Origin of the sequence: Curtobacterium sp. MEB011 (assembly GCF_030209655.1) — a bacterium.
Taxonomy (GTDB): Bacteria; Actinomycetota; Actinomycetes; order Actinomycetales; family Microbacteriaceae; genus Curtobacterium; species Curtobacterium poinsettiae.
The window spans coordinates 28,465-52,700 of record NZ_JARVRN010000009.1 but is presented as its reverse complement, the minus strand read 5'-3'; the positions used below and the strand labels follow the sequence as shown (position 1 = coordinate 52,700).

Sequence of the window (24,236 nt, the reverse complement as noted above, 5' to 3'; positions counted from 1 at the left end):
TGATCAGCTCTCGCCGCCCGCGCTGCCGGTGGTGCCGGCGGTCACGTCGTGCAGGCGGTACTTGTCGATCGCCTGCTGGACGAGCGCGCCGTCGACCTTGCCCTGGCGGGCGAGCTGCTGCAGCGTCCGCACGACGACCGAGGGGCCGTCGATGTGGAAGAAGCGGCGAGCGGCCGGACGGGTGTCCGAGAAACCGAAGCCGTCGGCACCGAGGGTGGCGTAGTCGGTCGGCACGAACGGACGGATCTGCTCCTGCACCAGGTGCATGAAGTCGCTCACGGCGACGACCGGTCCTTCGGTGCCGAGCAGACGCTCGGTGACGAACGGCGTGCGGGCCGGCTCGTTCGGGTTGAGGAACGCCTGCTGCTCGGCGGCCACACCGTCGCGGTACAGCTCACCCCAGCTCGTGACGCTCCACACGTCGGCCGACACGCCCCAGTCCTCGGCGAGGAGCTGCTGCGCCTCGAGGATCCACGGCACGGCGACACCGGACGCGAGCAGCTGGGCCTTCGGGCCGTCGTGCTCGCTCGGCTTGAGCAGGTACATGCCCTTGAGGATGCCCTCGACGTCGACGCCCTCGGGCTCGGCCGGCTGCACCAGCGGCTCGTTGTAGACCGTCAGGTAGTACATGACGTTCGGGTCGGCGTGCTTCGGCGAGCCGTCCTCGTTCGTGCCGTACATGCGGTCGAGGCCGGCCTTGACGATGTGGCCGATCTCGTAGCCGTACGCCGGGTCGTACGAGACGACGGCCGGGTTCGTCGTGGCGAGGAGCGGCGAGTGGCCGTCCGCGTGCTGCAGGCCTTCGCCCGTCAGCGTGGTGCGGCCGGCGGTCGCGCCGATCATGAAGCCACGGGTCATCTGGTCGCCGGCGGCCCAGATGGCGTCGCCGGTGCGCTGGAACCCGAACATCGAGTAGAAGACGTAGACCGGGATGAGCGGCTCGCCCTGCGTCGAGTACGAGGTACCGACCGCGGTGAACGCCGCCAGGGCGCCCGCCTCGTTGATGCCGACGTGGATGATCTGGCCCTGCGGGCTCTCCTTGTAGGCGAGGAGGAGTTCGCGGTCGACGGACGTGTAGTGCTGGCCGTTCGGGTTGTAGATCTTCGCCGACGGGAAGTAGGCGTCCATGCCGAACGTGCGTGCTTCGTCCGGGATGATCGGGACCACGCGGTCGCCGAAGTCGGGCGAGCGCAGCAGGTCCTTCAGCAGGCGGGCGAACGCCATGGTGGTGGCGACCTCCTGCTTGCCGGAGCCCTTCTTCACGACCTGGTACTTCGAGTCGTCCGGCAGCGTGAACTGCGTGTACTTCGTGCGACGTTCCGGCACGTAGCCACCGAGCGCGCGACGGCGCTCGTGCATGTACTGGATCGCCTCGTCGTCGTTGCCCGGGTGGTAGTACGGCGGCGTGTAGGGGTTCTCTTCCAGCTGCGCGTCGGAGATCGGGATGCGCATCTCGTCGCGGAACTGCTTGAGGTTGTCGAGCGTGAGCTTCTTCATCTGGTGGGTCGCGTTGCGGCCCTCGAAGCTCGGGCCGAGGCCGTAGCCCTTGACCGTCTTCGCCAGGATGACGGTCGGCTGGCCCTTGTGCTCGGTCGCGGCCTTGAACGCGGCGTAGACCTTGCGGTAGTCGTGGCCACCGCGCTTGAGGTTCCAGATCTGGTCGTCGGTGTAGTCCTGGACGAGCTCGAGCGCCTTCGGGTCGCGCCCGAAGAAGTTCTCGCGCACGTAGGCACCGTTCTCGGCCTTGTACGTCTGGTAGTCGCCGTCCGGCGTCTGGTTCATCAGGTTGAGCAGCGCCCCCTCGGTGTCGCGGGCGAGCAGGTCGTCCCACTCGCGGCCCCAGACGACCTTGATGACGTTCCAGCCCGCACCGCGGAAGAACGCCTCGAGCTCCTGGATGATCTTGCCGTTGCCACGGACCGGACCGTCGAGTCGCTGCAGGTTGCAGTTGATGACGAAGTTCAGGTTGTCGAGGCCGTCGTTCGCAGCGACCTGGAGCTGGCCGCGGGACTCGACCTCGTCCATCTCGCCGTCACCCAGGAACGCCCAGACCTGCTGGTCCATGGCGTCCTTGATGCCGCGGTTCGACAGGTACTTGGCCTGCTGCGCCTGGTAGATCGCGTTGATCGGGCCGATGCCCATCGACACGGTCGGGAACTGCCAGAAGTGCGGCATGAGGCGCGGGTGCGGGTACGACGACAGGCCGCCGCCGGCGTGCGACTTCTCCTGCCGGAACCCGTCGAGCTGGTCCTCGGACAGGCGCCCTTCCATGTAGGCGCGGGCGTACATGCCGGGGGAGGCGTGGCCCTGGAAGAAGACCTGGTCGCCACCGGAGGGGTGGTCCTGCGCGCGGAAGAAGTGGTTGTAGCCGACCTCGTACATCGCGGCGCTCGACGCGTACGTCGAGATGTGCCCGCCGACCGCGATGCCCGGACGCTGCGCGCGGTGCACCGTGATGGCCGCGTTCCAGCGGATCCAGCGGCGGTACCGGCGCTCCAGCTCTTCGTCGCCGGGGAACTCCGGCTCGTTCTCCGGCGCGATGGTGTTCACGTAGTCCGTCGTCGGGACCATCGGCACACCGAGGTGCAGTTCCTTGGACCGCTTGAGCAGGCTCAGCATGATCTCGCGACCGCGCTGGTGTCCGTGGGTCTGGACCAGCCCGTCCAGGGACTCACGCCATTCGGCGGTCTCCTGCGGATCCTGGTCGTTCGCCCCGGTGCTGTACGGGTCCTGGTCGTTCACCGTCACCCTTGACCTCGTTCGTTCTCGTGGTGGTGGACATGGTGGCTCCGGTGGTCGGGTCGCGACCGGCTGGGGCCCCGTCCACTCTAGGCCCCAGGACCGACGCTGATGCTGATGGTGACGTGCAGGTGGACGGGTGCTTGCATTCGCGTGTCGTCGGCGTAGCATGGCCGATCGTGCACACGCGATCCGCGGCGCACGGACCCGACGGGCACACCCCACGCCCGAGGAAGAAGCACACGTAGCGATGGCACTGGAGATCGGCTCACTCGCGCCGGACTTCGAGCTCCCGAACCAGTTCGGTGAGCACGTCCGACTCAGCGACTTCCGCGGCAACCGCCCGGTCGCACTCGTCTTCTTCCCGCTGGCGTTCTCGTCCGGGTGCACGAACGAGCTCTGCACCCTGCAGGACAACATCACGATGTTCCAGGACCAGCGCATCGAGCTCCTCGGCATCTCGGTCGACTCGAAGGCGACGCTGCGGTCGTTCGCCGAGACGAACGGCTACGACTTCGAACTGCTCGCCGACTTCTGGCCGCACGGCGCGGTCTCGAAGGAGTACGGCGTGTTCCTCGAGCACAAGGGCTTCGCCACCCGCGCGACCTTCGTCATCGACGTGCAGGGCCGCATCAAGGCCTCGATCATCACCGAGCCCGGCCTGCAGCGCGACGTCGCCGAGTACAAGGCGGCCCTCGACCGGCTCGCCGCCTGCTCGGCACCCGTCCCCGTCGGCTAGCGTTCCGAATCCCTGCTGACGGACGCATCCGCGTCGACGGTCGGACAGGAGGCCCGGTGCACGCCATGGACACCGACGCGCGTGGTCGTGGGGTCGCCTCCGACGGCTACGCCCCGTACCCGGTGCGCGTCACGCCCGGCGCCTGGGGCCTGACCCGCACGGTCGTCGACACCCCGACCGGCCCCGTCGTGGTGCACCACCGCGTCGGCCCGGACCCGCTCCTGCTGCTGCACGGCATCGCCGGCTCCTGGTCGACGTGGACCCCGCTGCTGCGCGCCGCGGACGGCATCGGTGCCCGCGGACTGGTGCTCGTCGACCTGCCCGGCTGGGGGTCCTCGCCGGCCCCCGACGGTCCGTTCGGGCTCGACGCCGTCACGGCTGCCGTGACCGCGGTCCTCGGAGCACTGGACCTCGGTGCGGTCGACGTCGTCGGGCACTCCATGGGCGCGTTCGTCGGGTTGCACCTGGCCGTGGTGGCGCCCGAGCGGGTCCGGTCGCTCGCGCTGGTGTCCGGCACGACGGTCGCGACGGCCGGTGCAGCTCGGCACCCCGTCCGGGCGCTCGGCACCCTGCCGGCGTTCACCTTGCTGCGAGCCGGCCTGACGGTGACCGGTGGCGCCGCTCGTCCGCTGCTCCGGGGGATCGCCCGGATCGGCCTGCTGCCACTCGTCGCGGCGCCGGTGTTCACGCACGTGCGACGCCTGGACCCGAGCGTCCTGGCAGCCTTCGTGGACGAGCTCCGGCCGGAGCAGTTCACCGAGGCGGCACGGTCGGCGGCGGCGTACGACGTCGACCGGTGGCGCGCGATCACCTGCCCGGTGACGGCGATCGCGGGCCGCGACGACGTGTTCGCTCGCGTCTCGGACCTGGCCGCACTGCGGGCGCTCGTGCCGCAGACCCGCACGGTGCTGCTGGAGGCGTGCGGGCACTTCGCCCACGTCGAGCGTCCCGACGCGGTCGCGCACGAGCTCGGGTTCGTCTGAGCTCCTGCACGCCGGCCTGCCGCACGGTCGGCAGCCGTCAGGCGGGCACGGGGAACGTCGCCGCGACGCGGGAGCGCACCTCGGCCTGCACCGCCTGCCGCATCACGGGCGAGAACAGCGAGTGGTCGCCGGCCTCGACCCGCACGACCGACAGGGCGCCACGGCGGCCGGTGCCGGTGTAGCGACGCACGGCCTTCTGCCCGCCGAGACGGTCGAACAGTGCGGCGTCGTCCGGGGCCACGATCACGACCACGTCGGTGCCGTGCTCGACGAGGGGGCGCACGTGCTCGACGACGCCGCCGACCCGGTCGCGTCGGGCGATGCGGTCGCGGAGGGCCTTCGGCACCAGGGCGTTGTAGCGGTGCCGGATCCAGAGTCGCGTCGGTGAGGGGGCGTCGATCGCGCGGACGGCGTCCTCGTAGCTCCCGGGGGCCGCGGGATGCCGCCGGTAGTCGTTCGGGCTGATCTCGACCACGAGGCGTGGGGCCTCCTCGGCCGAGCGGCCCGCGAGCCAGGCACCGGCGCACATGCCGACGAGCACCAGACGGTCCGAGGGTTCGCCGAGGGCGGTGACGACGGCGGACTGGTCCTCGACCCACTCCTGGGCGAACAGGAAGCTGCGCTCGTCCTCGTGCACGGCGCTGCTCTCGCCCGTGCCGCGGCGGTCGACGCGGACCACCCGAGCGCCGTCGCGTGCCAGGGCCCGAGCGAGTCCGACCTGGTAGTCGGTGGCGCCGACGCGGTGCTCCGCGGCGCCGTTGTGCAGGACGACGAGCGGGGCGTCGTGGTGCTGCGCGGACGACACGGTCTCGACGGCGAACAGCCGCTCGGGGCCCAGGCGGACGATCCGTTCCGAGACGCGGCCGTCCACGTCGAGGACCTCGTCGAGCTCGGGCGGGGCGACGGGTGCCGCAGCGGTGGGTGCCCAGGCACCGAGCCAGGCGACGGCGGTGTCGATGGCGGTGCCGGGGATCCGGGCGTGGATGCTCGTGCCGTCGAGCAGCTCCGGGCTGCCGGTGACCTCGGTCACCTCGACGCCACCGAGGGGCTTCGGCGCACGGGTACCCGGACGGACGAGGGCGACGGTCGGTCCGGTGCGCGGAGCGAACGCCAGGGCGGACAGTGCGGCGGCCTCGTCGGTGTCGACCTCGATGCCGATGAGGCTCTCGACACCGTCGACGACCCGATCGGCCCCGATGGTGATCGTCGCCAGGGCACGCTGTCGGCGGAGCCAGCCCCTGCCGGACGCCGGGGCGTCCCAGACGAGCAGGCCGTCGGTCGTCTGGGCGGCAGCGGCGGCGACGAGTGCGGCGGACGCCAGCCCGACGAACGCGACGTCCCGGATGCCCGTCGACCGGAGCAGCGCAGCGGCGTGGCGCGCGGACCGGACCTGCGCGTCGGACGTGGTGTCGGGTGCGCCGTCACCACGTCCGGACGGGTCGTAGCGCACCGAGGCGATGCCACGGGCCTCCAGACGGTCGGCCAGCAGGCGGAGCGTGCGGTACGCGATGACGCCCTCCTGCCCGAGCGGCGGGCAGATGACGACACCGGCGCGCGCGGCGGCGGGGAGCTGGACCGCGGCGCGGATCGCCGGCGATCCGGACCAGCCGTGCAGCGTGGTCACAGTGCCAGGGCGGCGCTGGCGGACGCCGGCCAGGCGTCGAGGTCCGTGCCGTGGGCGGCGAACAGGGCGATGGTGATGCGTTCCAGGCCGAACGCGATGCAGGCGCTGTGCGCCACCTGCCCGTCCTCGGTGCGCAGGCCGAACGAGGTACCGAAGTGGTCCTCGTGCAGGTTCGCGGAGCTGATCGCGGTGGCGTCGTGGTCGGCGCCGTAGACCTTCGTCACGAACTCGAACTTCAGGGCCTGCTCGACCTGGTTGCGGGCGAGCATCTGCCCGACGCGGCCGAAGAAGGGGTCGTTGGCGGGGACGACGTCGATCTCGAGCCCGAACGACTCGAGCAGGGCGCGCATCACCGGGATGCTGCCGTCGCGGTGGGCCGCTGCGGACGCGGGGGTGCCGACGTGCACGAACTCGTGCATGTGGAAGGCCTGCAGGCGCATCGGGTCGAGCGAGGGCTCCCGGCGGAAGGAGTCGCCCAGGACGTCGAGGAACCGGCCCTGCTGCGGCACGGTGTCGCCGATGAGGCCGTAGACGGGGTGGCAGACAGCGGGGGTGAGCATGAGGTCGGCCGGCTCGAGGAAGCCCTCCCAGCGCTCCCCGCGCTCGCGGGCGGCGAGCAGCGCGCGGTGGGTGCGGTCGTCGCCGGTGAACCCGGAGATCGACGCGGCGAGGTCCGGGAACGACGCGATGTAGTCGGTGCGCTCGAACGACGCGAGCGGCTCGACCGGCGGGAAACGCAGGACCTCGGCGCCGAGGTGCTGCTGGCTGCGGACCGCTGCGGCGTCGACCGCGGCGGAGACGCGCTCGAACACCCCGGTGCGGCCGTAGAGGCCGGGCGTGCCGAGGTCGAGGAGCACGCCGTCGGTGAGCAGGCGGGCGCGGAGGGCGGCGCGGGCGGCGTCGAGCGCCGTGGCGGTGTCCGTGCCGGCGGTGTCCGCGGTGTCCGCGGTGGAGGCGTCGGTGGTGTGCGTGGTGGTGTCCGTGGTGGTCACAGGATCACTCCCGTCATGATGGCCAGGTCGGCGTCGTTCCCCAGGAGACGGTCGTTGCTCACCATGACGGCGGCACCGTGGGCGTCTCGGAGGTGGCGGGCGATGCTCATCGGACCCGATGCGGCGTAGCCGGCGATCCCGACGATGCGCAGCGCCTTCGTGACGATGTCGGTGACGCGCTCGGACGCACCGATCTTCAGGGCGTTCGCGGCGAGGGCGTACGCGCTCGAGGCCAGCACGTCCGGGTCGTCGGCGGCGGCGTCGAACCGTTCGGCGGCGTGGCGCACCGAGTCGGCCAGCGCCTGCAGGTCGACCAGGAGCTCGGCGAGCCGGAGGGCACCGGGCGGGGTCGTGCCGACGGCTGCCCGGGCCTGCTTGCGGACGGCGCTGCGGGCACGTTCGGCGGACGACACGGCGATGCCGAGCCAGACCGAGGCCCACAGCACGTGCGACACCGGCAGGACGGTCTGGGCGGAGATCGCGGCGTAGTCGTCGCGGAACACCCGGTCGGTCGTCGTCTCGGTGTCGAGGATCCACCCGTTGCTGCAGGTGCCGCGGAGCCCCAAGGTGTCCCAGGTCGACGTCTGCGACAGGACCATCGTGTCGGTGCGGCAGATGAGCAGTCGCTGGTCCGACGCCGGGGCGTCCGGGTCGCGTCGCGCGGTGACGAACACCGCGTCGGCCTCGGTGGCGTAGGAGATCACCGGCGCGTCCTTGCGCAGGCGGATCCGGCCGTCGTCGGTCGGCTCGATGGAGCAGGTGGAACGCCGGGCGTCGCCGCCGACGCCGCGCTCGCTCGTTGCCGACGCGACGAGTGCCCCGCCCCGGACGGCCTCGATGGTCTCGAGCACGCCGGCACCGTCGCCGCCGTGCCGCCAGAGCGCCATGACCTGGCCCTGGTGCATCGCGAACACCATGCCGGTCGCGGCACAGGCCCGGCCGAGCTCGGTCGCGATCGCCGAGAGCTCGGCCACGGAGGCGCCCTCGCCACCGTGCTCGGTCGGCACCGCTGCCGCGAGCAGGCCGTACTCCCGCATCGCGGCGATGGCCTCACGCGGGGGCCGGGCGTCGCGGTCGACCTCGTCGGCGAACTGCGCGGCGACCTCGGCCACCGCGCTCGCACGCTCGTCGAACCGGTCGACGACCGACGGTGCCGGCAGGACCAGGGTCACGAGGCGAGCTCCGCGGCGAGCTCCGCGGCGGCGGTGATCGACTCGACGCTGGCGAAGGTGGACCGGTTGAGCACGGAGTCGGGGAACTCGACGTCGAGCTCGGACTCCACCGCGAGCATCACGTTGACGGTCGCGTGCGAGGTCAGGCCGAGGACGTAGAGGTCGGCGATCGGCGCGACGTCCCACGCGTCGACCGTCAGCCGGCCGTGCTCGGCGAGGGCGCGGCGGACAGCCTGGTCGGTGGCCGGTCCGGCGATCGTCGCGGTGGCGCTGGAGGGGTTCGGGTCCTGTTCCATGACGGCAACCATAAGGAGGAACAGCCCTCGGGAAACCGCCGTGCGGATGCGGGAAACCGCACCCCTGTCACGCGCCCCGGGTCACCACTCGGAAAGGGCCACCGCCGTCGCCACCGCAAGCCCCCGTTCGTGCGCCAGCGAGATCGCGATCGGGCCGCACCCGATCGACTCCGCCAGCGCTGCCGCCGCCCCGGAGAGCGTGACCGTGGGGGCGCCGGCGGCGTCGAGCACGACGGCGACGTCACGCAGCGGGATCGCCTGGTCCGGGGCCGGCCGGAGCAGCTTCACCACGGCCTCCTTGCCGGCGAACCGAGCCGCCAGGCGCTCCGGGTCGTCACCGGTGTCGGCGCGCTCCCGGACGGTGAACACGCGGTCCAGGTACCGCTCGCCGTGGGCCGCGACGGCGTCGACGACGTCCTCGACCGCGGCGAGGTCGGTCCCGGTCCGGATGGTCTGCACGAGGAGCAGGGTACGCAGGAGTCCTCCACCGTGCATGCCCCGACGGGCATGGCGGACGGCAGGGGTTCGTATGATCGTCGCCAGGGACCACCGAGGGGGAACGATGGCATCACCGTGGACGGGCATCATCGAGGACGCGCGGCACTACCCGTCGCCGCACAACTCGCAACCGATCGTCGTGCGCGTCGAGGACGACCACACCGCGACCGTGTTCTACGACCTGCGACGGGGGCTGCCGGCGGAATCGTTCGGCATCCCGTTCGGGCACGTCTGCGCCGGGGTGTTCCTGGCCGGGCTCGACGTGGTGGCACGGGCGCACGGGTTCACCGTGCAGGAACAGCTCGACCACGCCGAGATGGACTTCGGTCGGCTCGGCGCTGGTGCCGAGGACCACCTGCACCGGCTGGGCACCGTGACGTTGCGTCCGCACGTGGTCACCGCCGACGACCGGGAGGCCCTGGCCGGCTTCCTCGCCCGGCGCACCTCACGCAGGCCCTACGACTCGACCCTGGTGGACGCCACCGCGATCGAGGCCGCAGCCGCCATCGCCTCGGCGGCCGGGCAACGCTTCCGCACCACCGACGACCGTGCCACCGTCGACGAGATCGTCCGCGTCAACCAGGAGACCCTGTTCGACGACCTGCAGCACGACGCCGTGCACGACGAGATCCTGCACTGGCTGCGGTTCTCGAAGCGACAGGCAGCGGCCACCGGCGACGGACTGTCCGCCGAGACGATGCTCATGCCCGGCCCGGTGCTCCGGTTCGCCATGGAGCACCGCGGACTCTGGCAGGCACCGGGCATCGGCGGGGTCTTCCGCAGGGTGTACCTGTCCACCATGCGGGGCGTCCGACAGCTCGCCTGGCTCGAAGGACCGTTCAGCACCCCGGCCGAGTACGTCGAGGCCGGCCGGGTCTTCATGCGCATCTGGCTCGAGTTCTCCGCACGCGGCATCGCGATGCACCCCTTCGGCACCGTGATCACCAACCCGCGGTCACACGCCGCGTTCGTGGAACGCGCGGGCGTCGACGAGTCCGACGGGCGGATGGCCTGGATGCTGTTCCGCTTCGGACACAGCGACCCACCACCCCTGGCACACCGCCGCCCCGCAGCAGCGATGACCGTCGGGGGGACCCGGTGAAGCGCGCAGCGGTGTTCACGGTGGTGTGGGTGGTCGAGACCTTCGTCGCACTGTTCATGCCCCGCGTCGGCACCCACAAGCTCCTGCTCACGCCCGGCATCGAGCCGCTCCGCTGGACCCTCGGACGCTGGCGCGCCTGGCGGACCGCCGAACGGGCCGCCAAGCGGGTCCCCGCCTACCGCGCGTTCCTGGCGGAGTCCGGACGCGCCTCCAGGCTCGACACCCGCGGCGGGATCGCCGCGGCGATCTCCGGACTGCCCGAGATGGACAAGGACTCCTACGTCAAGCGCTGGAGCATCCCCGAACGCTGCATCGACGGACGCCTGCCCCGACGCGGCGTCGTCGTCGACGAGTCCAGCGGATCGAGCGGCACCCCGACCAGCTGGGTGCGCGGCCCCGACGAACGCCAGGCCACCCGACAGCTGCTGCAGCTCGGGTTCTCCCGCACCGCGAAGGACCTGTCCAAACAGCCGTTCGTGCTCAACGCCTTCTCGCTCGGGGCCTGGGCCACCGGGATGAACGTCACCGCCTCGCTCACCGAGTCCTCCATGATCAAGTCGATCGGCCCGGACCGCGACAAGATCGTGCAGACGATGCGCGAGTTCGGCACCGACTTCACCTACATCATCTGCAGCTACCCACCGTTCCTGAAGGCCCTGTTCGAGGACGACCGGCTCGACTGGAGCCAGTACACGATCGTCGCCGCGTTCGGGGGCGAGGGCATCAGCGAGAACATGCGCGCCCACATCGAGCAGTACGCGCAGGCCGTCCTCGGCTCCTACGGGGCGAGCGACCTCGAGATCAACCTCGGCATCGAGACACCGTTCAGCGTGCAGCTCCGCCGGGCGATCGCCGCCTCACCGGAACTCTCCGCCGCCCTGACCAAGCAGGGCGAGTACGGGGTGCTCCCGATGGTGTTCCAGTTCAACCCGTTCGGCTACCTGATCGAGACGAACGACCTCGGCGAACTCGTGGTGACGATCGCCCGCTCCGAGAACATCAGCCCCCGCATCCGGTACAACATCCACGACCGCGGACACGTGGTGCGGATGAAGGAACTCCGCTCCGTGCTGCGGGCGACGGGGCACGCGGCGCTCGCCGCCGAGGCCGAGCTCGACCTGCCGCTGCTGTTCCACTACGGCCGGTCCGACCTGTCCGTCGACTACAACGGGGCCGTCGTCGCGCCCGACGTGGTGCGGGACGTCGTGTACGGCGACCCGGAGCTGCTCGAAGCCGTCGAGAACCACCGGCTGATCAGCTACGAGGACGACCACGGGGACCGGCAGCTGCACATCGCGTTCCAGCTCGCCTCGGGCGCCGGTGGGTTCGACGCCGATGCCGCTCGCGGCGCCGTGATCGCCGAGCTCCGCCGGTTGAACAAGGACTTCTCGAACGCGATCCGCACGGCCCCGCCCGGCACACTGCCGACGGTCGCGTTCTACCCGTACCGGACGGGGCCGTTCCGTGAGGACGGCAAGAAGCTCAAGAACGAGTACGTGTGGCAGCTGCCGGCCGGCTCGGTCGAGCAGTGGGACCTCGACCTGTCGTGGGTCGCTGCGAAGGAGGCCTGAAGCGAGCCGGTTCCGGCGCTAGTCGTACTGCGGCGGCCAGTCGAAGGGAGCCGGCAGGCGGGGGACCTCGCCCACGGTCGTGACGATGAGGACGACCTGCCGCAGGTCCGTCAGCTCGATCGAGCGCGGGTTGCCGATCCGTCGGTGCCCGTCGACCCACACGGTCAGTTCGCCGCGCAGGCCACCGACGTGCTCCGGGCCGAGCGAGACACCCCACTCGTCGAAGAACTGCCCGAGCGTGAACGTCTGCTTCGTCGGGGACTCGACGTGCACGATGCCCGAGGTGTCGTGCGTGTGGATCTCGGCGGCGAACTCGCGGTCGTCGGAGTGACCGATGTTCGCCGGGACGGTCACCGGTTCGTCGCCGTCCAGGATCGTCAGGTGCGAGTGCACGTGCTCGGCCAGCCGTTCGCCCCAGACGTTGTGCAGCCCGGCGGACTCCGCGCGGGCCGTCAGGTCCGTCGGGCGTGGCCACGGCGGAGCGTCACGGGTGGTCACCGCTCCGGGCGCCGCGCACCCGGACAGCAGCAGGAGTGCGGCCACCGCGACCGCGACGCTCCGCAGGTTCACCAGCGGTCGTGGACGCTCGCGCGGAACCACGTGTCGTACAGGTCGCGGACGGTGGCGTCGAGTCCCTCGATCGGCGGCAGGTCGCCGGCAGCGGCGTTCGAACGCGCCTGCTCCGGGTTGCGCGCGCCCGGGATCGCCGCCGTCACGCCGTCCTGCGCGATGATCCACGCGAGCGCTGCCTGCGGGACGGAGACGGCGTCCGGCAGGGACGCCGCGAAGGTCTGGGCGGCGCGCACGCCGTCGTCGTAGTCGACGCCGCTGAAGGTCTCGCCCTGGTCGAAGGCCTCGCCGTGGCGGTTGTAGTTGCGGTGGTCGCCCTCGGCGAACGACGTGTCGGTCGTGTACTTGCCGGAGAGCAGCCCCGAGGCCAACGGGACGCGCGCGAGGATGCCGACCCCTGCCTCCAGAGCGGCCGGCAGCACGCGGTCGAGCGGCTTGAGCCGGAACGCGTTGAGGATGATCTGGACGCTCGCGACGCCGGGCCGGGCGATCGCGGTGAGCGCCTGGTCGGCGGTCTCGACGCTGACGCCGTAGGCGGCGACCGAGCCGTCGGCGACCAGGGCGTCGAGGGCGTCGTAGACGGCGTCGTCCTCGTAGACCGGGGTCGGCGGGCAGTGCAGCTGCACGAGGTCGAGCGTGTCCTGACCGAGGTTCCGGCGGGAGCGGTCGACCCACTCGCGGAAGTTCGCGGCGACGTAGTTCTCGGGGACCTGGTCGGCGCGACGGCCCATCTTCGTGGTGATCGTCAGCGGCACGTCGGGGTTCGCGGCACGCCACGCGCCGATGAGCTGCTCGCTCCGGCCGTCACCGTAGACGTCGGCGGTGTCGAACAGGGTGACGCCCGACTCGACGGATGCGTCCATGACGGCGTTCGCGTCGGCTTCGGAGACCGGACCCCAGTCACCGCCGAACTGCCAGGTGCCGAGGCCGATGGGGGAGACGGAGCGGCCGGTGCGGCCGAGGGTGCGACTCTGCATGGGTCCGAGCGTAGTCAGGCGCGCACGAGCGGGGTTCAGCCGAGCGGGGTTCAGCCGATCGTGGAGACGCCGCGACGCAGGAGCGCTCGCGCTGCCCGGGCACGGGGGATGACCCAGACGGCCGCCCACAGGGCCATCGCGCTCCAGAGCACGATGAGCATCGTCGTGATGAGCGTGCCGTGCTGGTCGCGCATCGACCACGTCATCGCGATCCACAGCACGCCGAGGACGACCTTGCCCCAGCCGGCGCCTTCGCGGTCGGCCTGGGCCTGCACGAGCGGGATCCACTGGTCTGCCGGCACCCCGGCGGGCACCTGGCCGTCGGCGATCCACTCGCGGACGACGATCGACCGTTCGTAGCCGCCCTCGGCGCGCCAGGCTCGGCGCTGCAGGACGACGGCGATCGCGGCTCCGGCCGTCGCGGTCGGGATGCCGACCGAGACCAGGACGGTGGTCGTCGCCTCGGTCCACGACGACAGGACCAGCATGACCAGCACGACGGCGAAGGCGGCACCCGTCACACCTGCACCGAGCAGGCGGAGCCGCCCGGCTTCGTCGAGCACACCGACTCCGACACCGTTCACGCAGGAGAGCGTACCTGCGGACATCGGGGGCCGGGTGCGTTCGTCAGCCCAGTGCCAGCAACCAGCACATGCCGGCGGCGGAGAAGGCCATCGCCCAGCTCACCAGGCTGCCGATCAGGAAGTACTCGGCCTGGTACCCGGTCGTCTCGCGGCGGATCTCGGGGAACCGGACGATCCCCTTCGCGGCGATCAGGGCGGCGACGACGGGGAAGGCGCCGGCCAACGAGAACCCGGCCAGCAGCAGCCGCTCGATCGGGCCGATCATGCGTCCGCCCTTGAGGGTGACCGTGCTGTCCGCGGCTGCGGCTGCGGCTGCGGCTGCGTCGGCCGCGGGTGCCTTGGCGGTGCGGCGCCAGCCGAAGCGCTTGCGGCGGGTCTGCTCGGCCGCTGCCGCCGCGTCGGGCCGTGCGTCGGACGACAGCCCCGGTGGCAGCGCCTGGGCGACGACCACGTTGGCCGAGTCGACCAGGAACAGCGCCGAGCCGACGCCGGCGACGATCGCTGCGAGCGGGACGGCTCCGACGAACGTCGGGCCGGCGTCGCGGTGCCAGTCGGCCACGAAGCCGGGCGCGTCCGGGCCCGGCGCCCAGAGCAGCAGCACGGCGACGGCGACCGCGAGCAGGACGGCCGGCCAGGACCCCGAGCGGCGGAGCCAGGGGAGTGGTCGATCCCGACCGCCGGGGGTTCCGCCGGAGCGCACCGGGATCGTGGTCGCGACCCACAGGGCTGCGAGGACGACCGTGACGAGCGCCGACCAGACGGCGAGGCCGAGGCCGAGCACCGCCGTCGTCGTCACGGCGGCCCAGAGCAGGACGATCACGGTGGTGGTCAGCACGCGCCGTGGTGCCGCGTCCGTCCCGGTCCGTGCTCGGACGACGTCGGCCAGCCCGACGAGGGCGAGGAGGACACCGGCGAGCATCAGCGGCCCCCGTCCCCGAGGACGCGGAGGCCCTCGACCACGGCTGCCACGCCCGACTTCTGCACGGTCTGGGACACCGCCGACGGGCTGATCCCCTCGTCCGCGGCGATCTGCGCCTGCGTCCGGCCCTGCACGAGCCCGAGTGCGATCCGGCGGGCGCGGGGTGCGAGCCGCGAGACGACGTGGTCGCGACCGAGGAAGTAGGCGTTCACGAGGCGCTCCGTCGTTCCGTGGCGGTCGTCCGCGTCGTGGTACCAGGACCGGAGGAACGCGGTCCGGCCGTCCTCGCGGCGGTGGGTCTCGTTGATGGCGTCCCGCGCCGACCACCAGCCGGGGCCGTCCTGCAGGGGGCCGCCGCCGCCGGTACCGATCGTCCGGACCTGTCCGCGGCCGATGCCGAGCCGGATCTGCACCGTCTGGGGGAGCGCGAGGGTCGCTGCCGTGGTCGCCAGCAGCGCGTCGGTGAGCGTGCCGTAGATGACCTGGAACTCGTCGCCGACGGTGGCGCGCAGGGGATCGAGGGCGGTGACGTCAGCGGTACTGTCGAACGCGCGCTCGACGTCGTGCTGGGCTGCGGAGCGGTCCGCGAGCGTGCGGGAGTCGACCAGGTCGACGATCACGGCGAACAGGGGCTCGGGCTGCATGGGTTAAGCGTAGAGCTTCATATCGTTGAAAGTAAGGTTTGGGCTAAACCATTCGGGTCGGTCGCTCATGCACCGGGGCGGGCTGACGGCTGAAATGTCACCTTCTCGACGTGTGCCGTCGAACCTGACAGCATGGGCGGACGCTGTCGGAGGGGGACGAGCAGATGGATGATGCACGACCGGGGACGGGTGTCGCAGGCGCCGGATCGACGGGGACCGCGGTGCGGCGGCAGTACGGCCCACCACCCGTGCCGCTGATCGTCTGGAGCGGTGGCCGTGCGGTGTTCGCCTTCGGGGTGCCGTTCGCTGCCGGGCTGTTGCTGGCCGGGGTGGTGCTGTTGCTCGGCGTACCGGGTGGTCGGGTCGCCCTGGTGAACGGTGCGTTCGCGGCCCTCGACGGGACCGGGGTGCCTGCGCCCCTCTTCGCCGTGGGCGCGGTCATCGCGGCGCTCGGGCTCGGTTTCGGGGTGACCGCAGCCACCGTGGTCGTGCTCGCGGCCGCAGACGATGCGGTGGCGGGGCCGCGCGACGCCTGGCGGTGGTCGGTCCACCACTGGCGGCTCGTCGTCGAGGCCGCTCTCGTCGCGTTGGTGGCGGTGGCGGTGGTGACGGCCACCGCTGTGTGGTGGCGGGCAGGTGGATGGGGCACCGTCGTGATCGTCGTGCTGCTGGCGGTCGGTGCCGTCATCGTGGCGCCGCTGCTGCTCGGCTGGGCGCTGGTCGTGGCCGGTGTGCCCCGTCGATCGGCCTACCGTCGCGCCTGGGGATCTGGTCGGGTCATCGTCCGTGGTGGACACGAGGCGACGGCGACGCCACGTCGTGCGCTCGTCGGGGGAGCGACACTGGTGACGGTGCTCGGGGTCGGCGTCCTGCTGCTGCTGCGCCTGTTGCCGCCGTCGGCGCTCCGGAGCAGCGTCGTCGTGGCCTGGTGCTGCATCGCCGTGACCGGCCTGGTGCTGGTCGTCGTCGCGATCGCGGTGCGCGGGGCCGCAACACGGAACGACGGCGGTCGGCTCCGGTCACCGCTGACGACGGACCCGGTGGCCGGGGGACGACGGGCGCGGCCTGGACTCGTCGGAGCGGGCGTGGTGCTCGTCCCGGCGGTGGTGTTCGCGGTGATCGTCTCGAGCAATCCGATCGGCGTCGTGCAGTACGACGCCGCCCCTGCGGATGCGCGCGGCCTGCTCGGCGGCGACATCGCGGACGTCGGAGGCCGGACGGCGGTCGTGAGCACGCCGTCGACACCGCCCAGCCGTCTGCGGATGTGTGGGGATGCGTCGTGCGACACCCCCGTCGAGATGCCCGGCCTGACCGGCGGCTCCGCGATCGGGAGCGCCGGCGACGGCGGGTTGCTCACCGCCCAGTGGAAGGTGCGGTTCGAGGACGAGGTCGCGCAGCAGTACGAGCTCGAAGTCGTGCACTCACGCGCGGACCAACTCGATGTGGCACCGAAGTCGGACGGTGCCGCCTGGCCCGCGGGGAGACGGGCGGAGAAGCGTGACTCCGCCGACGAGGCGCCGGCCGTGGACCGCCCGGAAGGGCGCCGCACCACGGTCGCCGCCGTCGACATCGTGGACACCGATCAGGGGCGCGTCAGCTACTGGATGACCGACGTGGCAGTCGCGAGTTCCGGCGACCGGCCGGTCGTGGTCGGGATCGCCCGCGGCGGTGAACCGGAAGGACGCTCGCACCTGGTCGCCGTGTTCTGCGAGGACGTGTCCTGCGCCGAACACACGGTTCGGCAGGTGGCGCTGCCGTGGATCCCGCCGCTGGACCACCAGGGTGTGGACGTCGCCGTCGCGCCGGACGGCACCGCCGTGGTCTCGCTGGTGTCCGAGACCGACGCCGGTTCACCGACCTTCTCCGCCCTGCGGCTGGTGTCGTTCCGCCCGGACGGCGGCCAGCCCGTCGTCCGCGACCTGTCGCACGCGATCCCGCCGGGCAAGCCGGTGCGGGCGTGGGACGAGGCGTACGACGCGCGGGTGGCGATCGGCGGCGACGGGAACCCGGTCGTGCTCGCGCGGTCGAACGGGATCGCGACCCAACGGCTGACGTTCTGCGCGGATGCGTCGTGCTCGTCTTCGTCACACACGGACATCACGCCGAACGGGCCGACGAACCTGCTCCCGGCGTTCGTCATCGATCGATCGGGGCGGCCACTCGTCGCGGTCCGTGACGAGGAACGCGGCACCCTGGGACTCCTGTCGTGCCGTGATGCGCGGTGCACCGATTCCGAGCAGACGACGATCGCCCGGTTCCCGCCGCTGCAGGACGCACGGTCGAGCACCGGCACCCTGGCGATCGGCCTGACCGCCGACGACACCCCGATCGTGCTGTCCGGTGGTGCGACGGACGACCGGGACGAGGACGTGCCTGGCCTCGTGATCCGGTGCGATCGACCCCGGTGCGGGACGTCGTGACGTGCCTGCTCGGTTCGACGACGATCGAGCGCTGACACTCTAGGATCGTGGTGAGGGCCTTTAGCTCAGCTGGTAGAGCGCCACGTTTACACCGTGGATGTCGTCGGTTCGATCCCGGCAGGGCCCACTCACGAGGCCGGACCAGAACGTGCTGGGGCTGCGCCACAACGCATGCAGTCCGGCTCGGGACCACGGTGCTGCAGGGTCCGTTACAGAGACCGAAGGCCACGACCGAGCGGTCGGAACTCGTATGCTCCGACCATGGGGATGAACAAGGACCAGCAGCTCGCCGCGATCGTCGGGGGTCTGGTTGCAGTGTTCGCCGGCGTCGGTGTGATCGTCGCCTTGGCAACGGGGCTCATCGGCTCGTAGACGATCGCCGCCGCATCCACCGCGTCGCCGACCGGATCGCCGCGGTCCCGTTCTCTGCCTCGGTGGAACGTCCGGTTCCGGACCGCGCTTCCGCAGCGAGCGGTTGTCGTTCCGGCGTCCTGGCCCTCGCACTGGGGACCTTCGCCCACCCACCCTCCTGCTCCACGAGTCCGAAACATCCTCACGCAATTGATCCGAGGAGTGGACCCGTATGTCGATGACGACACTGCAGCAGACCGCGTCCGCCCGGACCGGGGTGCTCGAGTCCCCGGTCCGGCGACGGAACCCAGTGAAGGAGCAGCACGCATTCGCTCCGCCGGCGGCACCGATGCGAGTGGCTCCCGACGCCGTGGACGATCGCGCGTTCGCGATGATCGTCGGGCGGAATGCTGCGCTGCTCCGAACGATCGCCGTGCGGATCCTGCGCGGGTCCAGTGAAGCCGACGACGTCGTGCAGGAGACCTTCATCGCCGCGTGGACCCATCTCGAAGCGCTGCGCGATGCTGACGCGGTCACGGCATGGCTCGTGACCACGGTCCGACGCCGGAGCTTCGATCGGCTCCGGAGTGCTGCGACGCGGTACCGGACGCAACTCGATGAGACGGCTCCTGTGTCCGTCGACAACGCCCCGGGAGCCGTCGCGGAGCGAGCATCGCTGGTCGCAGCCGCGCAGCGGGTCATTGACGGTATGGCGCCGATGCAGCGACGGTGTTGGGAGTTGCGCCATCTCGAGCGTCGGTCCTACGCCGAGATCGCCGCGGCGCTGGGTCTGCCGCACTCGACCGTGCGCGGTCACATCGCGCGTGCGCGAGCTGTGGTCGATCGGTCTCTCGTCAGCTGGCGGTGAGGCGGCGAGGCGGCCAGGATCGATGCCGTCACCGCTGGCCACAGCGCATCCAGCCGCGGCCCCCACGGGGCCGCCATCACCCCGCTCGTGCGAAGCGTGCTGACCTCCGACAGGGAGACCCAACGCCAGTCCATCACCTCGGCAGGATCCGCTCGCACCGCTGACCCACTCGGCTCCTGCACGACGAAGAGGTCCACGAGCGCCGTCTCCTCGGTGAAGCGGCCGACGCGGCGCAGCGCCTCGGGCTCGACGGTGACGTTGGTCTCCTCGAGCAGCTCTCGGCACGCAGCTGCACGACCAGTCTCGCCTGCGAACGCGCTCCCACCGGGGAACTCCCACCCGAAGGCGAACTCCTTCGTCGGAGCCCGCTGCGTGAGCAGGACGGTTCCGTCGGCCCGGTAGACGCACACCGTGACCACCAGATGGAACGACCCACCCGGCCAACCCGCGTCACCGCGCCGGAACGTCCCACCCGTCGGCACCCCGGCCGCGTCCACAAGATCCCACCACTCGTCCACACCGCCAGCGTAGGACGAACCGGCACGCCGAACATCGAGACGCGGTGTCGGCAGCGGATCGGCTACCGGCCGCCGCCAGCAGATCGGCGAGCGAGACGTGCTGTCGGGGTGCTGGCCAGGTTCCCGAGGCCCACAGCGCTCCGCACGCGCTCGATCCCCGGACAGCGGACCGCGACGACACGCAGCCGGAACGGCTATCGAGCGGGCTTGATCGAGAGTTCGGCCACCTCGACGACAGCATCGTCCGGCATGTCGGGGTAGTAGTTCTCACGGAGCTGCTGCCCGAAGAGCTGCATGTCCGTCTCAGGAGGCTGGCGCGCCTGTTCTGCGGTGAGGGTGTCGAGCCGGTACTGGTGCACGGCGGTGATCGTGCCGGCCAGCGGTTCGGCAGTCGGGTGGTCGTCGAACACGAACGTCGCATCGCCGACCCGCACGGATTCGTTCCACCGGACGGTGGTGACCTTCTCGCCGCTGATGATCGCTTCGTGGTGCTTCTGGTGGAAGTGGACGGTGGACGGGTCGGAGTCGGTCATGCATCCACCTTGCCGGATGGCGATCGAAGGGCGCGGGAGTCCGACGGCGCGCTGTCCAGCGAGTGAGCCTGCAACGCTTCTCAGCGCACCTGGTCGCGTCCGGTCATACGATCGTCTCACGAGCGCAACCCCGGCAGGTCCGGCGCGAGTGCGACGACTTCCGTGACGAGACGAACGGGTTCATCGCATGCACGCAATCGTCGTCGGGGGCGGTGTCGCAGGCCTCGCCACAGCCATCGCGCTGCACCGAGCAGGGCACGTCCCGATCGTGCTCGAGCGGAGCACCGGCGCTGCAGACGACGCCGGATCCTGGTTGCAGGTGGCCAGCAACGGGGTCGGAGCGCTCCGTGCGCTCGGTCTCGGCGCCGCCGTCTCGAAGATCGGGGTCCCGACGCCGCGGTTGCAGACCTTCGACCCGAAGGGGCGGCTGACCGCGGAGCTCCCGCTCGGGCTCCAGCAGGAGGAGGGCGCGACCCGTTCGCTGCAACGAGCCGATCTCCACCGGCTCCTCCGGACCGACACGGAACAGCGGGGCATCACGATCATCCAGGGCGCCCGGGTGCTGAGCGCTGTCGACGAGGGTGACCGGGCGAGCGTGCTCACCGAGACGCTCGAGCGGTTCACCGCAGACATCGTCGTCGGCGCCGACGGCATCGGTTCCGCTGTCCGACGCACCTTCGGGAGCCACGGACCCGAGCACGGTGGCGCAACCCCGACGGATGTGCTGGCTCCCGTCGTCAACATCGGTGGCAGTTCCTCCGGCACCGGGCTCACGGAATCCGAGACCGGTCCCGCAGGCACCCTGCAGTTCCGGTTCGGCAGGGATTGCTTCGTCTGCACGTTGCGGGTCGACGCTTCCACCGTCATGTGGTTCGCGAACCCCCGGCTCAGCGCCGTGGACGGCGGCGCCTCAGCTGCAGTCGGGATGACCGGAGCCGAGTGGGTCGCGATGCTCCCGCGTCTCGTCGGGCGGGACGTCCTGCCGACGCCTGCCCTGCTGGCGGGCTCGGCCGACGTGGACGTGTGGGCGTCGCGCACCACGCCGCGCCCGGTGCGGTGGGGATGCGGGCGGGTGGTCCTCGTCGGGGACGCGGCACACGCGATTCCTCCGACGGCGGGGCAGGGTGCTTCCCTCGCTCTCGAGGACGCCGTCATCCTCGGTTCGCTGGTGGCGAGTGGCGTGCCGGCAACGACCCTTGCGGTCCACATGCACGAGCGACGCGGTCAGCGTGTGCGCGCCATCACGCGCCAAGGGGAGTTGTTGGACACGAGCAAGACGCTCGGCAGGGTGGGATCCATCGTCCGCGATCGGTTCGTCCTGCCCGGCGCAGCGTTCACGGCGCGGCGAGACCGTGGGGGACCTGCGGCGTGGATGTACCGGTTCGACCCGTCGACCTGATCCGCGACGAACCTCCGAGCAGCAGGGTGCAGTGAGCACTCCCGCCACGCACCTCGGTCAGCCGCGGTCTCGCGCCATCCCGGCCTCGGTGTTGCGGGCGCCGACGACGACACCGTGCGGTGCGGCCGCCTCGATGCGATCCAGGTCGCCGTCGGTGAGCACCACGTCGGCAGCGGCGACGTTCTCCTCGACACGCGATGCCCTCGTGGTGCCGGGAATCGGCACGGTACCGGCCCGGATCAGCCACGCGAGGGCGAGCTGCGCCGTGGTGACGCCCTTCTCGTCTGCGATGACCGTGAGTGCGTCGACGATGCGGAGGTTCGCGTCGATGGCTTCGTCGGAGAACCGGGGGAGGTTCCGTCGGGCGTCGCCGGCGGGGAGACCGTCCTTCCTGGTGATGTTCCCGGACAGGAACCCCCGCCCGAGCGGTGAGAAGGGCACGAACCCGATGCCGAGCTCCCTGGCGGTGTCGAGGACGCCGTTGTGTTCGGCGTCACGCTCGAACAGGCTGTACTCCGACTGGATCGCGGTGATCGGGAACGTCGCGTGCGCACGGCGCAGGGTCTCGGCGGAGGTCTCCGAGACGCCGATGGCACGGGCCTTGCCGGCGGTGACGGCTTCAGCCATCGCACCGATCGTGTCTTCGATCGGCACGTTCGGGTCGGCGCGGTGCAGGTACCAGAGGTCGACGTGGTCGGTGCCGAGGTGGCTGAGGGAGCGGTCGATCGCGCGGCGGGCGTGCTCGGGGGACCCGTCGAGTCCGATCGCGGTGCCGTCGTCGGCGAAGTCGGTGGCGAACTTCGATGCGACGACCACGCGGCCCCGGTCTGCGCCGAGGACCCGGCCGAGCAGCTCCTCGTTCGCGAACGGCCCGTACGCCTCTGCCGTGTCGAACAGGGTGATCCCCGTGTCGAGTGCGCGGCGGATGGTCTCGACGGATCCGGCTTCGGTGGCACCGCCGTAGAAGGCACTCATCCCCATGCACCCGAGCCCGAGTGCGGACGTGACGAGGCCTTGCGAGCCGAGGGGGAGTTGCTGCACGGGAGTGCTCCGTTCTTCTCCGGGGAGGACCCGGGCGAGGATGACGATCCACCCTGGTGCGCAGACCATGTCAAGTGCGAGACTGCGCCCTGTGCTGCTTCCCGAGGTCCACGTCGTCGAACCGGTGACGATCGGCGTCGCGGCGGACGTGCTCGGCATCACCATCGACACGATCCGCTACTACGAGAAGGAAGGCATCGCGCCCGCGCCCGAGCGCGGTCCGGATGGATGGCGGCGGTACGACACGGCTGCGCTGCGCTGGCTCGCCGGGACGGTTATGCTCCGCGGTACGGGGATGAACGTGCGGGAGATGCGTGAGTACGCGGCCGCGTACCGAGCCGGTGCCGATGACGCCGAACGACTCGCGCTCCTCGAGCGCCACCACGCGGTCGTGCTGGATCGACAGGGGGAACTGCTCCGTCACCTGGCCGCGTTGGAACGGAAGATCGACGCGTACCGCCAGTCGATCACCGACGGGAACGTGCGACCGTCGGGCGGATCAGCTGCCTGAAGCCCTGGTCCGTTCGTCCGGCCTCCGGCCCACGTCGAGCAGCGGGCCGCGTGCCGCGGAGCAGGAGCCGGCGCACCGGGACCTCCACCGCGTCGTGCAGGACGGACGCGACGGCGAGTGCGGCCACCAAGGCCAGCAGGGTCAGGAGCACGCTGGTCACTCCTCCGGCGGCCGTGCCCAGGGGGCGGAAGGCCAGCACCGCGTCGATCGTCAGGAGATGGACGAGGTAGAACGCGAACGACCTGGCTCCCAGGTGCACGAGCAGCGGAGACGACAGGCCGGTGGTGCGTCCTTCGACGTCCGCCCTGGCGAGCGCGGGCAGCAGCAGCGAGAACCCCACGACCGTGCAGCCGGTCAGTGCGAAGCGCGACGTGGGGTGCAGGTCTGCGGCGAGGAGGCCCGCGACCGTCAGCAGGACGGGGACCGCGAGTCGTGGTCCGCGCCAGGCGCCCGAGCGCACCAGGGCAGCGGTGAGGACACCGAGCAGGAACTCCGGGAACCGTGCCGGTGGCCAGCTCGCCGGGACCGGAGAACCGGGCAGGTGCGGCACGAGCACCGGCGCGACCAGGACGAGGACGGCTGCCAGCGCGGCGAGGGCCGCGAGCACGGCGGGGTGCGCGGAACGGAGCAGCCGGATGAGGAACGGGAACGTCAGGTAGAAGAACGCTTCGCAGGTCAGCGACCACGACACCGGGTTCCCGGCTTGCCACCACGGGGCGTGCCAGGCGTTGACGAGCAGGACGTTCGCCACGAGGGCTGCCGGCGACGTCGTCCGGATGCCCGGCAGAAGTGTCGCTGCCACGATGATCGCGGCGAGGACGGCGACCAGGTGGAGCGGCCAGATCCGCGCGGCACGGCGGGCCCAGAAGCGCATTGCGGCTCGCACCGATCCCGCGGTGTCGTCTACCGCGCGGTCCGACCAGGCCAGGACGAAGCCGGAGAGCATGAAGAACAGCGAGACGCCGGTGTCGCCGCTACCGACCACGGCACTCAGGGCCGTCTGCGCGTTCCCGTCGAAGTACCCGAGGTTCCGCACGTGGTAGGCGAACACCCCGAACGCCGCGACCCAGCGCAGGCCGGTCAACGACGGCAGGACGGGGTGCTCGAGCGCGGGGTCGGTTCTGGACATGCCCTCATCGGAACAGTCGGCACGTCAGCCGGGCGTCTGGTCGAGCGCATACGCTC

General features: G+C 71.4%; 23 protein-coding genes and 1 tRNA gene. 9 read left to right on the top strand and 15 right to left on the bottom strand.

What is annotated here, in order from left to right:
- Positions 1-3: 3 nt before the first annotated feature.
- Positions 4-2,748: a pyruvate dehydrogenase (acetyl-transferring), homodimeric type gene (aceE, locus tag QRN30_RS11870; protein ID WP_017886714.1), complete on the bottom strand. Its 2,745-nt coding sequence runs from the start codon at positions 2,746-2,748 to the stop codon at positions 4-6.
- A 241-nt stretch (positions 2,749-2,989) separates the two neighbouring features.
- On the opposite strand from aceE, the gene QRN30_RS11865 reads away from it, so the two are divergent.
- Both QRN30_RS11865 and QRN30_RS11860 read left to right on the top strand, forming a co-directional pair.
- Positions 2,990-3,478 (top strand): peroxiredoxin, encoded by a 489-nt coding sequence (locus tag QRN30_RS11865; protein ID WP_017886715.1) that lies wholly within the window; start codon positions 2,990-2,992, stop codon positions 3,476-3,478.
- A 65-nt stretch (positions 3,479-3,543) separates the two neighbouring features.
- Positions 3,544-4,461, top strand: coding sequence for an alpha/beta fold hydrolase (locus QRN30_RS11860; protein ID WP_284761179.1), 918 nt, complete (start codon positions 3,544-3,546; stop codon positions 4,459-4,461).
- Positions 4,462-4,498: 37 nt separating this feature from the next.
- Here QRN30_RS11860 and QRN30_RS11855 read toward each other — a convergent pair whose 3' ends face one another.
- From QRN30_RS11855 to QRN30_RS11835, 5 genes are all read right to left on the bottom strand, one after another.
- Positions 4,499-6,085, bottom strand: coding sequence for an alpha/beta hydrolase (locus QRN30_RS11855; RefSeq protein WP_194590586.1), 1,587 nt, complete (start codon positions 6,083-6,085; stop codon positions 4,499-4,501).
- Positions 6,082-7,077, bottom strand: coding sequence for an amino acid--[acyl-carrier-protein] ligase (locus tag QRN30_RS11850; RefSeq protein ID WP_194590585.1), 996 nt, complete (start codon positions 7,075-7,077; stop codon positions 6,082-6,084). Before QRN30_RS11850 ends, QRN30_RS11855 begins: the two co-directional genes overlap by 4 nt.
- Positions 7,074-8,249, bottom strand: a complete 1,176-nt coding sequence (locus QRN30_RS11845; protein WP_284761130.1) for an acyl-CoA dehydrogenase family protein — start codon at positions 8,247-8,249, stop codon at positions 7,074-7,076. The genes QRN30_RS11850 and QRN30_RS11845 overlap by 4 nt, the downstream gene beginning before the upstream one ends.
- The gene (locus tag QRN30_RS11840) at positions 8,246-8,545 is read right to left on the bottom strand and encodes an acyl carrier protein (protein ID WP_071251437.1); all 300 of its coding nucleotides are present in this window, start codon (positions 8,543-8,545) and stop codon (positions 8,246-8,248) included. The genes QRN30_RS11845 and QRN30_RS11840 overlap by 4 nt, the downstream gene beginning before the upstream one ends.
- Positions 8,546-8,626: 81 nt before the next feature.
- Positions 8,627-9,004, bottom strand: a complete 378-nt coding sequence (locus QRN30_RS11835; protein WP_175470742.1) for a holo-ACP synthase — start codon at positions 9,002-9,004, stop codon at positions 8,627-8,629.
- Positions 9,005-9,107: 103 nt separating this feature from the next.
- On the opposite strand from QRN30_RS11835, the gene QRN30_RS11830 reads away from it, so the two are divergent.
- Together QRN30_RS11830 and QRN30_RS11825 are read left to right on the top strand one after the other, a co-directional pair.
- Positions 9,108-10,145: a nitroreductase family protein gene (locus QRN30_RS11830; RefSeq protein WP_071251441.1), complete on the top strand. Its 1,038-nt coding sequence runs from the start codon at positions 9,108-9,110 to the stop codon at positions 10,143-10,145.
- Positions 10,142-11,716 carry a phenylacetate--CoA ligase family protein gene (locus QRN30_RS11825; RefSeq protein WP_236559504.1) on the top strand — a complete coding sequence of 525 codons (1,575 nt, stop codon included), beginning with the start codon at positions 10,142-10,144 and terminating at the stop codon, positions 11,714-11,716. The genes QRN30_RS11830 and QRN30_RS11825 overlap by 4 nt, the downstream gene beginning before the upstream one ends.
- A gap of 18 nt (positions 11,717-11,734) precedes the next feature.
- Here QRN30_RS11825 and QRN30_RS11820 read toward each other — a convergent pair whose 3' ends face one another.
- From QRN30_RS11820 to QRN30_RS11800, 5 genes are read right to left on the bottom strand one after another with little or no spacing between them, the layout of a single operon-like run.
- Positions 11,735-12,286: a hypothetical protein gene (locus QRN30_RS11820; RefSeq protein ID WP_052481782.1), complete on the bottom strand. Its 552-nt coding sequence runs from the start codon at positions 12,284-12,286 to the stop codon at positions 11,735-11,737.
- Complete coding sequence (locus QRN30_RS11815; RefSeq protein ID WP_042538995.1) at positions 12,283-13,263, bottom strand: aldo/keto reductase; 981 nt, start codon at positions 13,261-13,263, stop codon at positions 12,283-12,285. Before QRN30_RS11815 ends, QRN30_RS11820 begins: the two co-directional genes overlap by 4 nt.
- Positions 13,264-13,313: 50 nt before the next feature.
- A complete protein-coding gene (locus tag QRN30_RS11810; RefSeq protein WP_140447963.1) occupies positions 13,314-13,847 on the bottom strand; it encodes a hypothetical protein in 534 nt (177 codons plus the stop codon).
- 43 nt (positions 13,848-13,890) lie between these two features.
- The gene (locus QRN30_RS11805; protein WP_052481781.1) at positions 13,891-14,766 is read right to left on the bottom strand and encodes a hypothetical protein; all 876 of its coding nucleotides are present in this window, start codon (positions 14,764-14,766) and stop codon (positions 13,891-13,893) included.
- Positions 14,766-15,410: a SatD family protein gene (locus QRN30_RS11800; RefSeq protein WP_262159940.1), complete on the bottom strand. Its 645-nt coding sequence runs from the start codon at positions 15,408-15,410 to the stop codon at positions 14,766-14,768. The genes QRN30_RS11805 and QRN30_RS11800 overlap by 1 nt, the downstream gene beginning before the upstream one ends.
- 164 nt (positions 15,411-15,574) lie before the next feature.
- Between QRN30_RS11800 and QRN30_RS11795 the strand changes: the two genes are divergently transcribed.
- The 3 genes from QRN30_RS11795 (at position 15,575) to QRN30_RS11785 (ending at position 19,049) form a co-directional block, all read left to right on the top strand.
- Positions 15,575-17,830 (top strand): hypothetical protein, encoded by a 2,256-nt coding sequence (locus tag QRN30_RS11795; protein WP_284761129.1) that lies wholly within the window; start codon positions 15,575-15,577, stop codon positions 17,828-17,830.
- Positions 17,831-17,884: 54 nt separating this feature from the next.
- Positions 17,885-17,957 (top strand) — tRNA-Val (locus QRN30_RS11790).
- 456 nt (positions 17,958-18,413) lie between these two features.
- Positions 18,414-19,049, top strand: a complete 636-nt coding sequence (locus tag QRN30_RS11785; RefSeq protein WP_284761128.1) for an RNA polymerase sigma factor — start codon at positions 18,414-18,416, stop codon at positions 19,047-19,049.
- On the opposite strand, the gene QRN30_RS17645 is transcribed toward QRN30_RS11785, so the two are convergent.
- Positions 18,995-19,468, bottom strand: coding sequence for an NUDIX domain-containing protein (locus QRN30_RS17645; protein WP_350225053.1), 474 nt, complete (start codon positions 19,466-19,468; stop codon positions 18,995-18,997). The two genes, QRN30_RS11785 and QRN30_RS17645, sit on opposite strands and share 55 nt — an antisense overlap.
- 293 nt (positions 19,469-19,761) lie before the next feature.
- Entirely contained in the window at positions 19,762-20,100 is a 339-nt protein-coding gene (locus QRN30_RS11780; protein ID WP_214562164.1) for an ASCH domain-containing protein, read from the bottom strand.
- Between the two features lie 187 nt (positions 20,101-20,287).
- Between QRN30_RS11780 and QRN30_RS11775 the strand changes: the two genes are divergently transcribed.
- Positions 20,288-21,499 (top strand): FAD-dependent oxidoreductase, encoded by a 1,212-nt coding sequence (locus QRN30_RS11775; RefSeq protein WP_071251454.1) that lies wholly within the window; start codon positions 20,288-20,290, stop codon positions 21,497-21,499.
- A 57-nt stretch (positions 21,500-21,556) separates the two neighbouring features.
- Here QRN30_RS11775 and QRN30_RS11770 read toward each other — a convergent pair whose 3' ends face one another.
- A complete protein-coding gene (locus QRN30_RS11770; RefSeq protein ID WP_214562163.1) occupies positions 21,557-22,540 on the bottom strand; it encodes an aldo/keto reductase in 984 nt (327 codons plus the stop codon).
- A gap of 91 nt (positions 22,541-22,631) precedes the next feature.
- Between QRN30_RS11770 and QRN30_RS11765 the strand changes: the two genes are divergently transcribed.
- On the top strand, positions 22,632-23,051 hold the full coding sequence (locus QRN30_RS11765) for a MerR family transcriptional regulator (protein WP_052481778.1): 420 nt from the start codon (positions 22,632-22,634) through the stop codon (positions 23,049-23,051).
- On the opposite strand, the gene QRN30_RS11760 is transcribed toward QRN30_RS11765, so the two are convergent.
- Positions 23,008-24,180 carry an acyltransferase family protein gene (locus QRN30_RS11760; protein WP_284761127.1) on the bottom strand — a complete coding sequence of 391 codons (1,173 nt, stop codon included), beginning with the start codon at positions 24,178-24,180 and terminating at the stop codon, positions 23,008-23,010. The genes QRN30_RS11765 and QRN30_RS11760 overlap by 44 nt on opposite strands.
- Positions 24,181-24,236 lie beyond the last annotated feature (56 nt).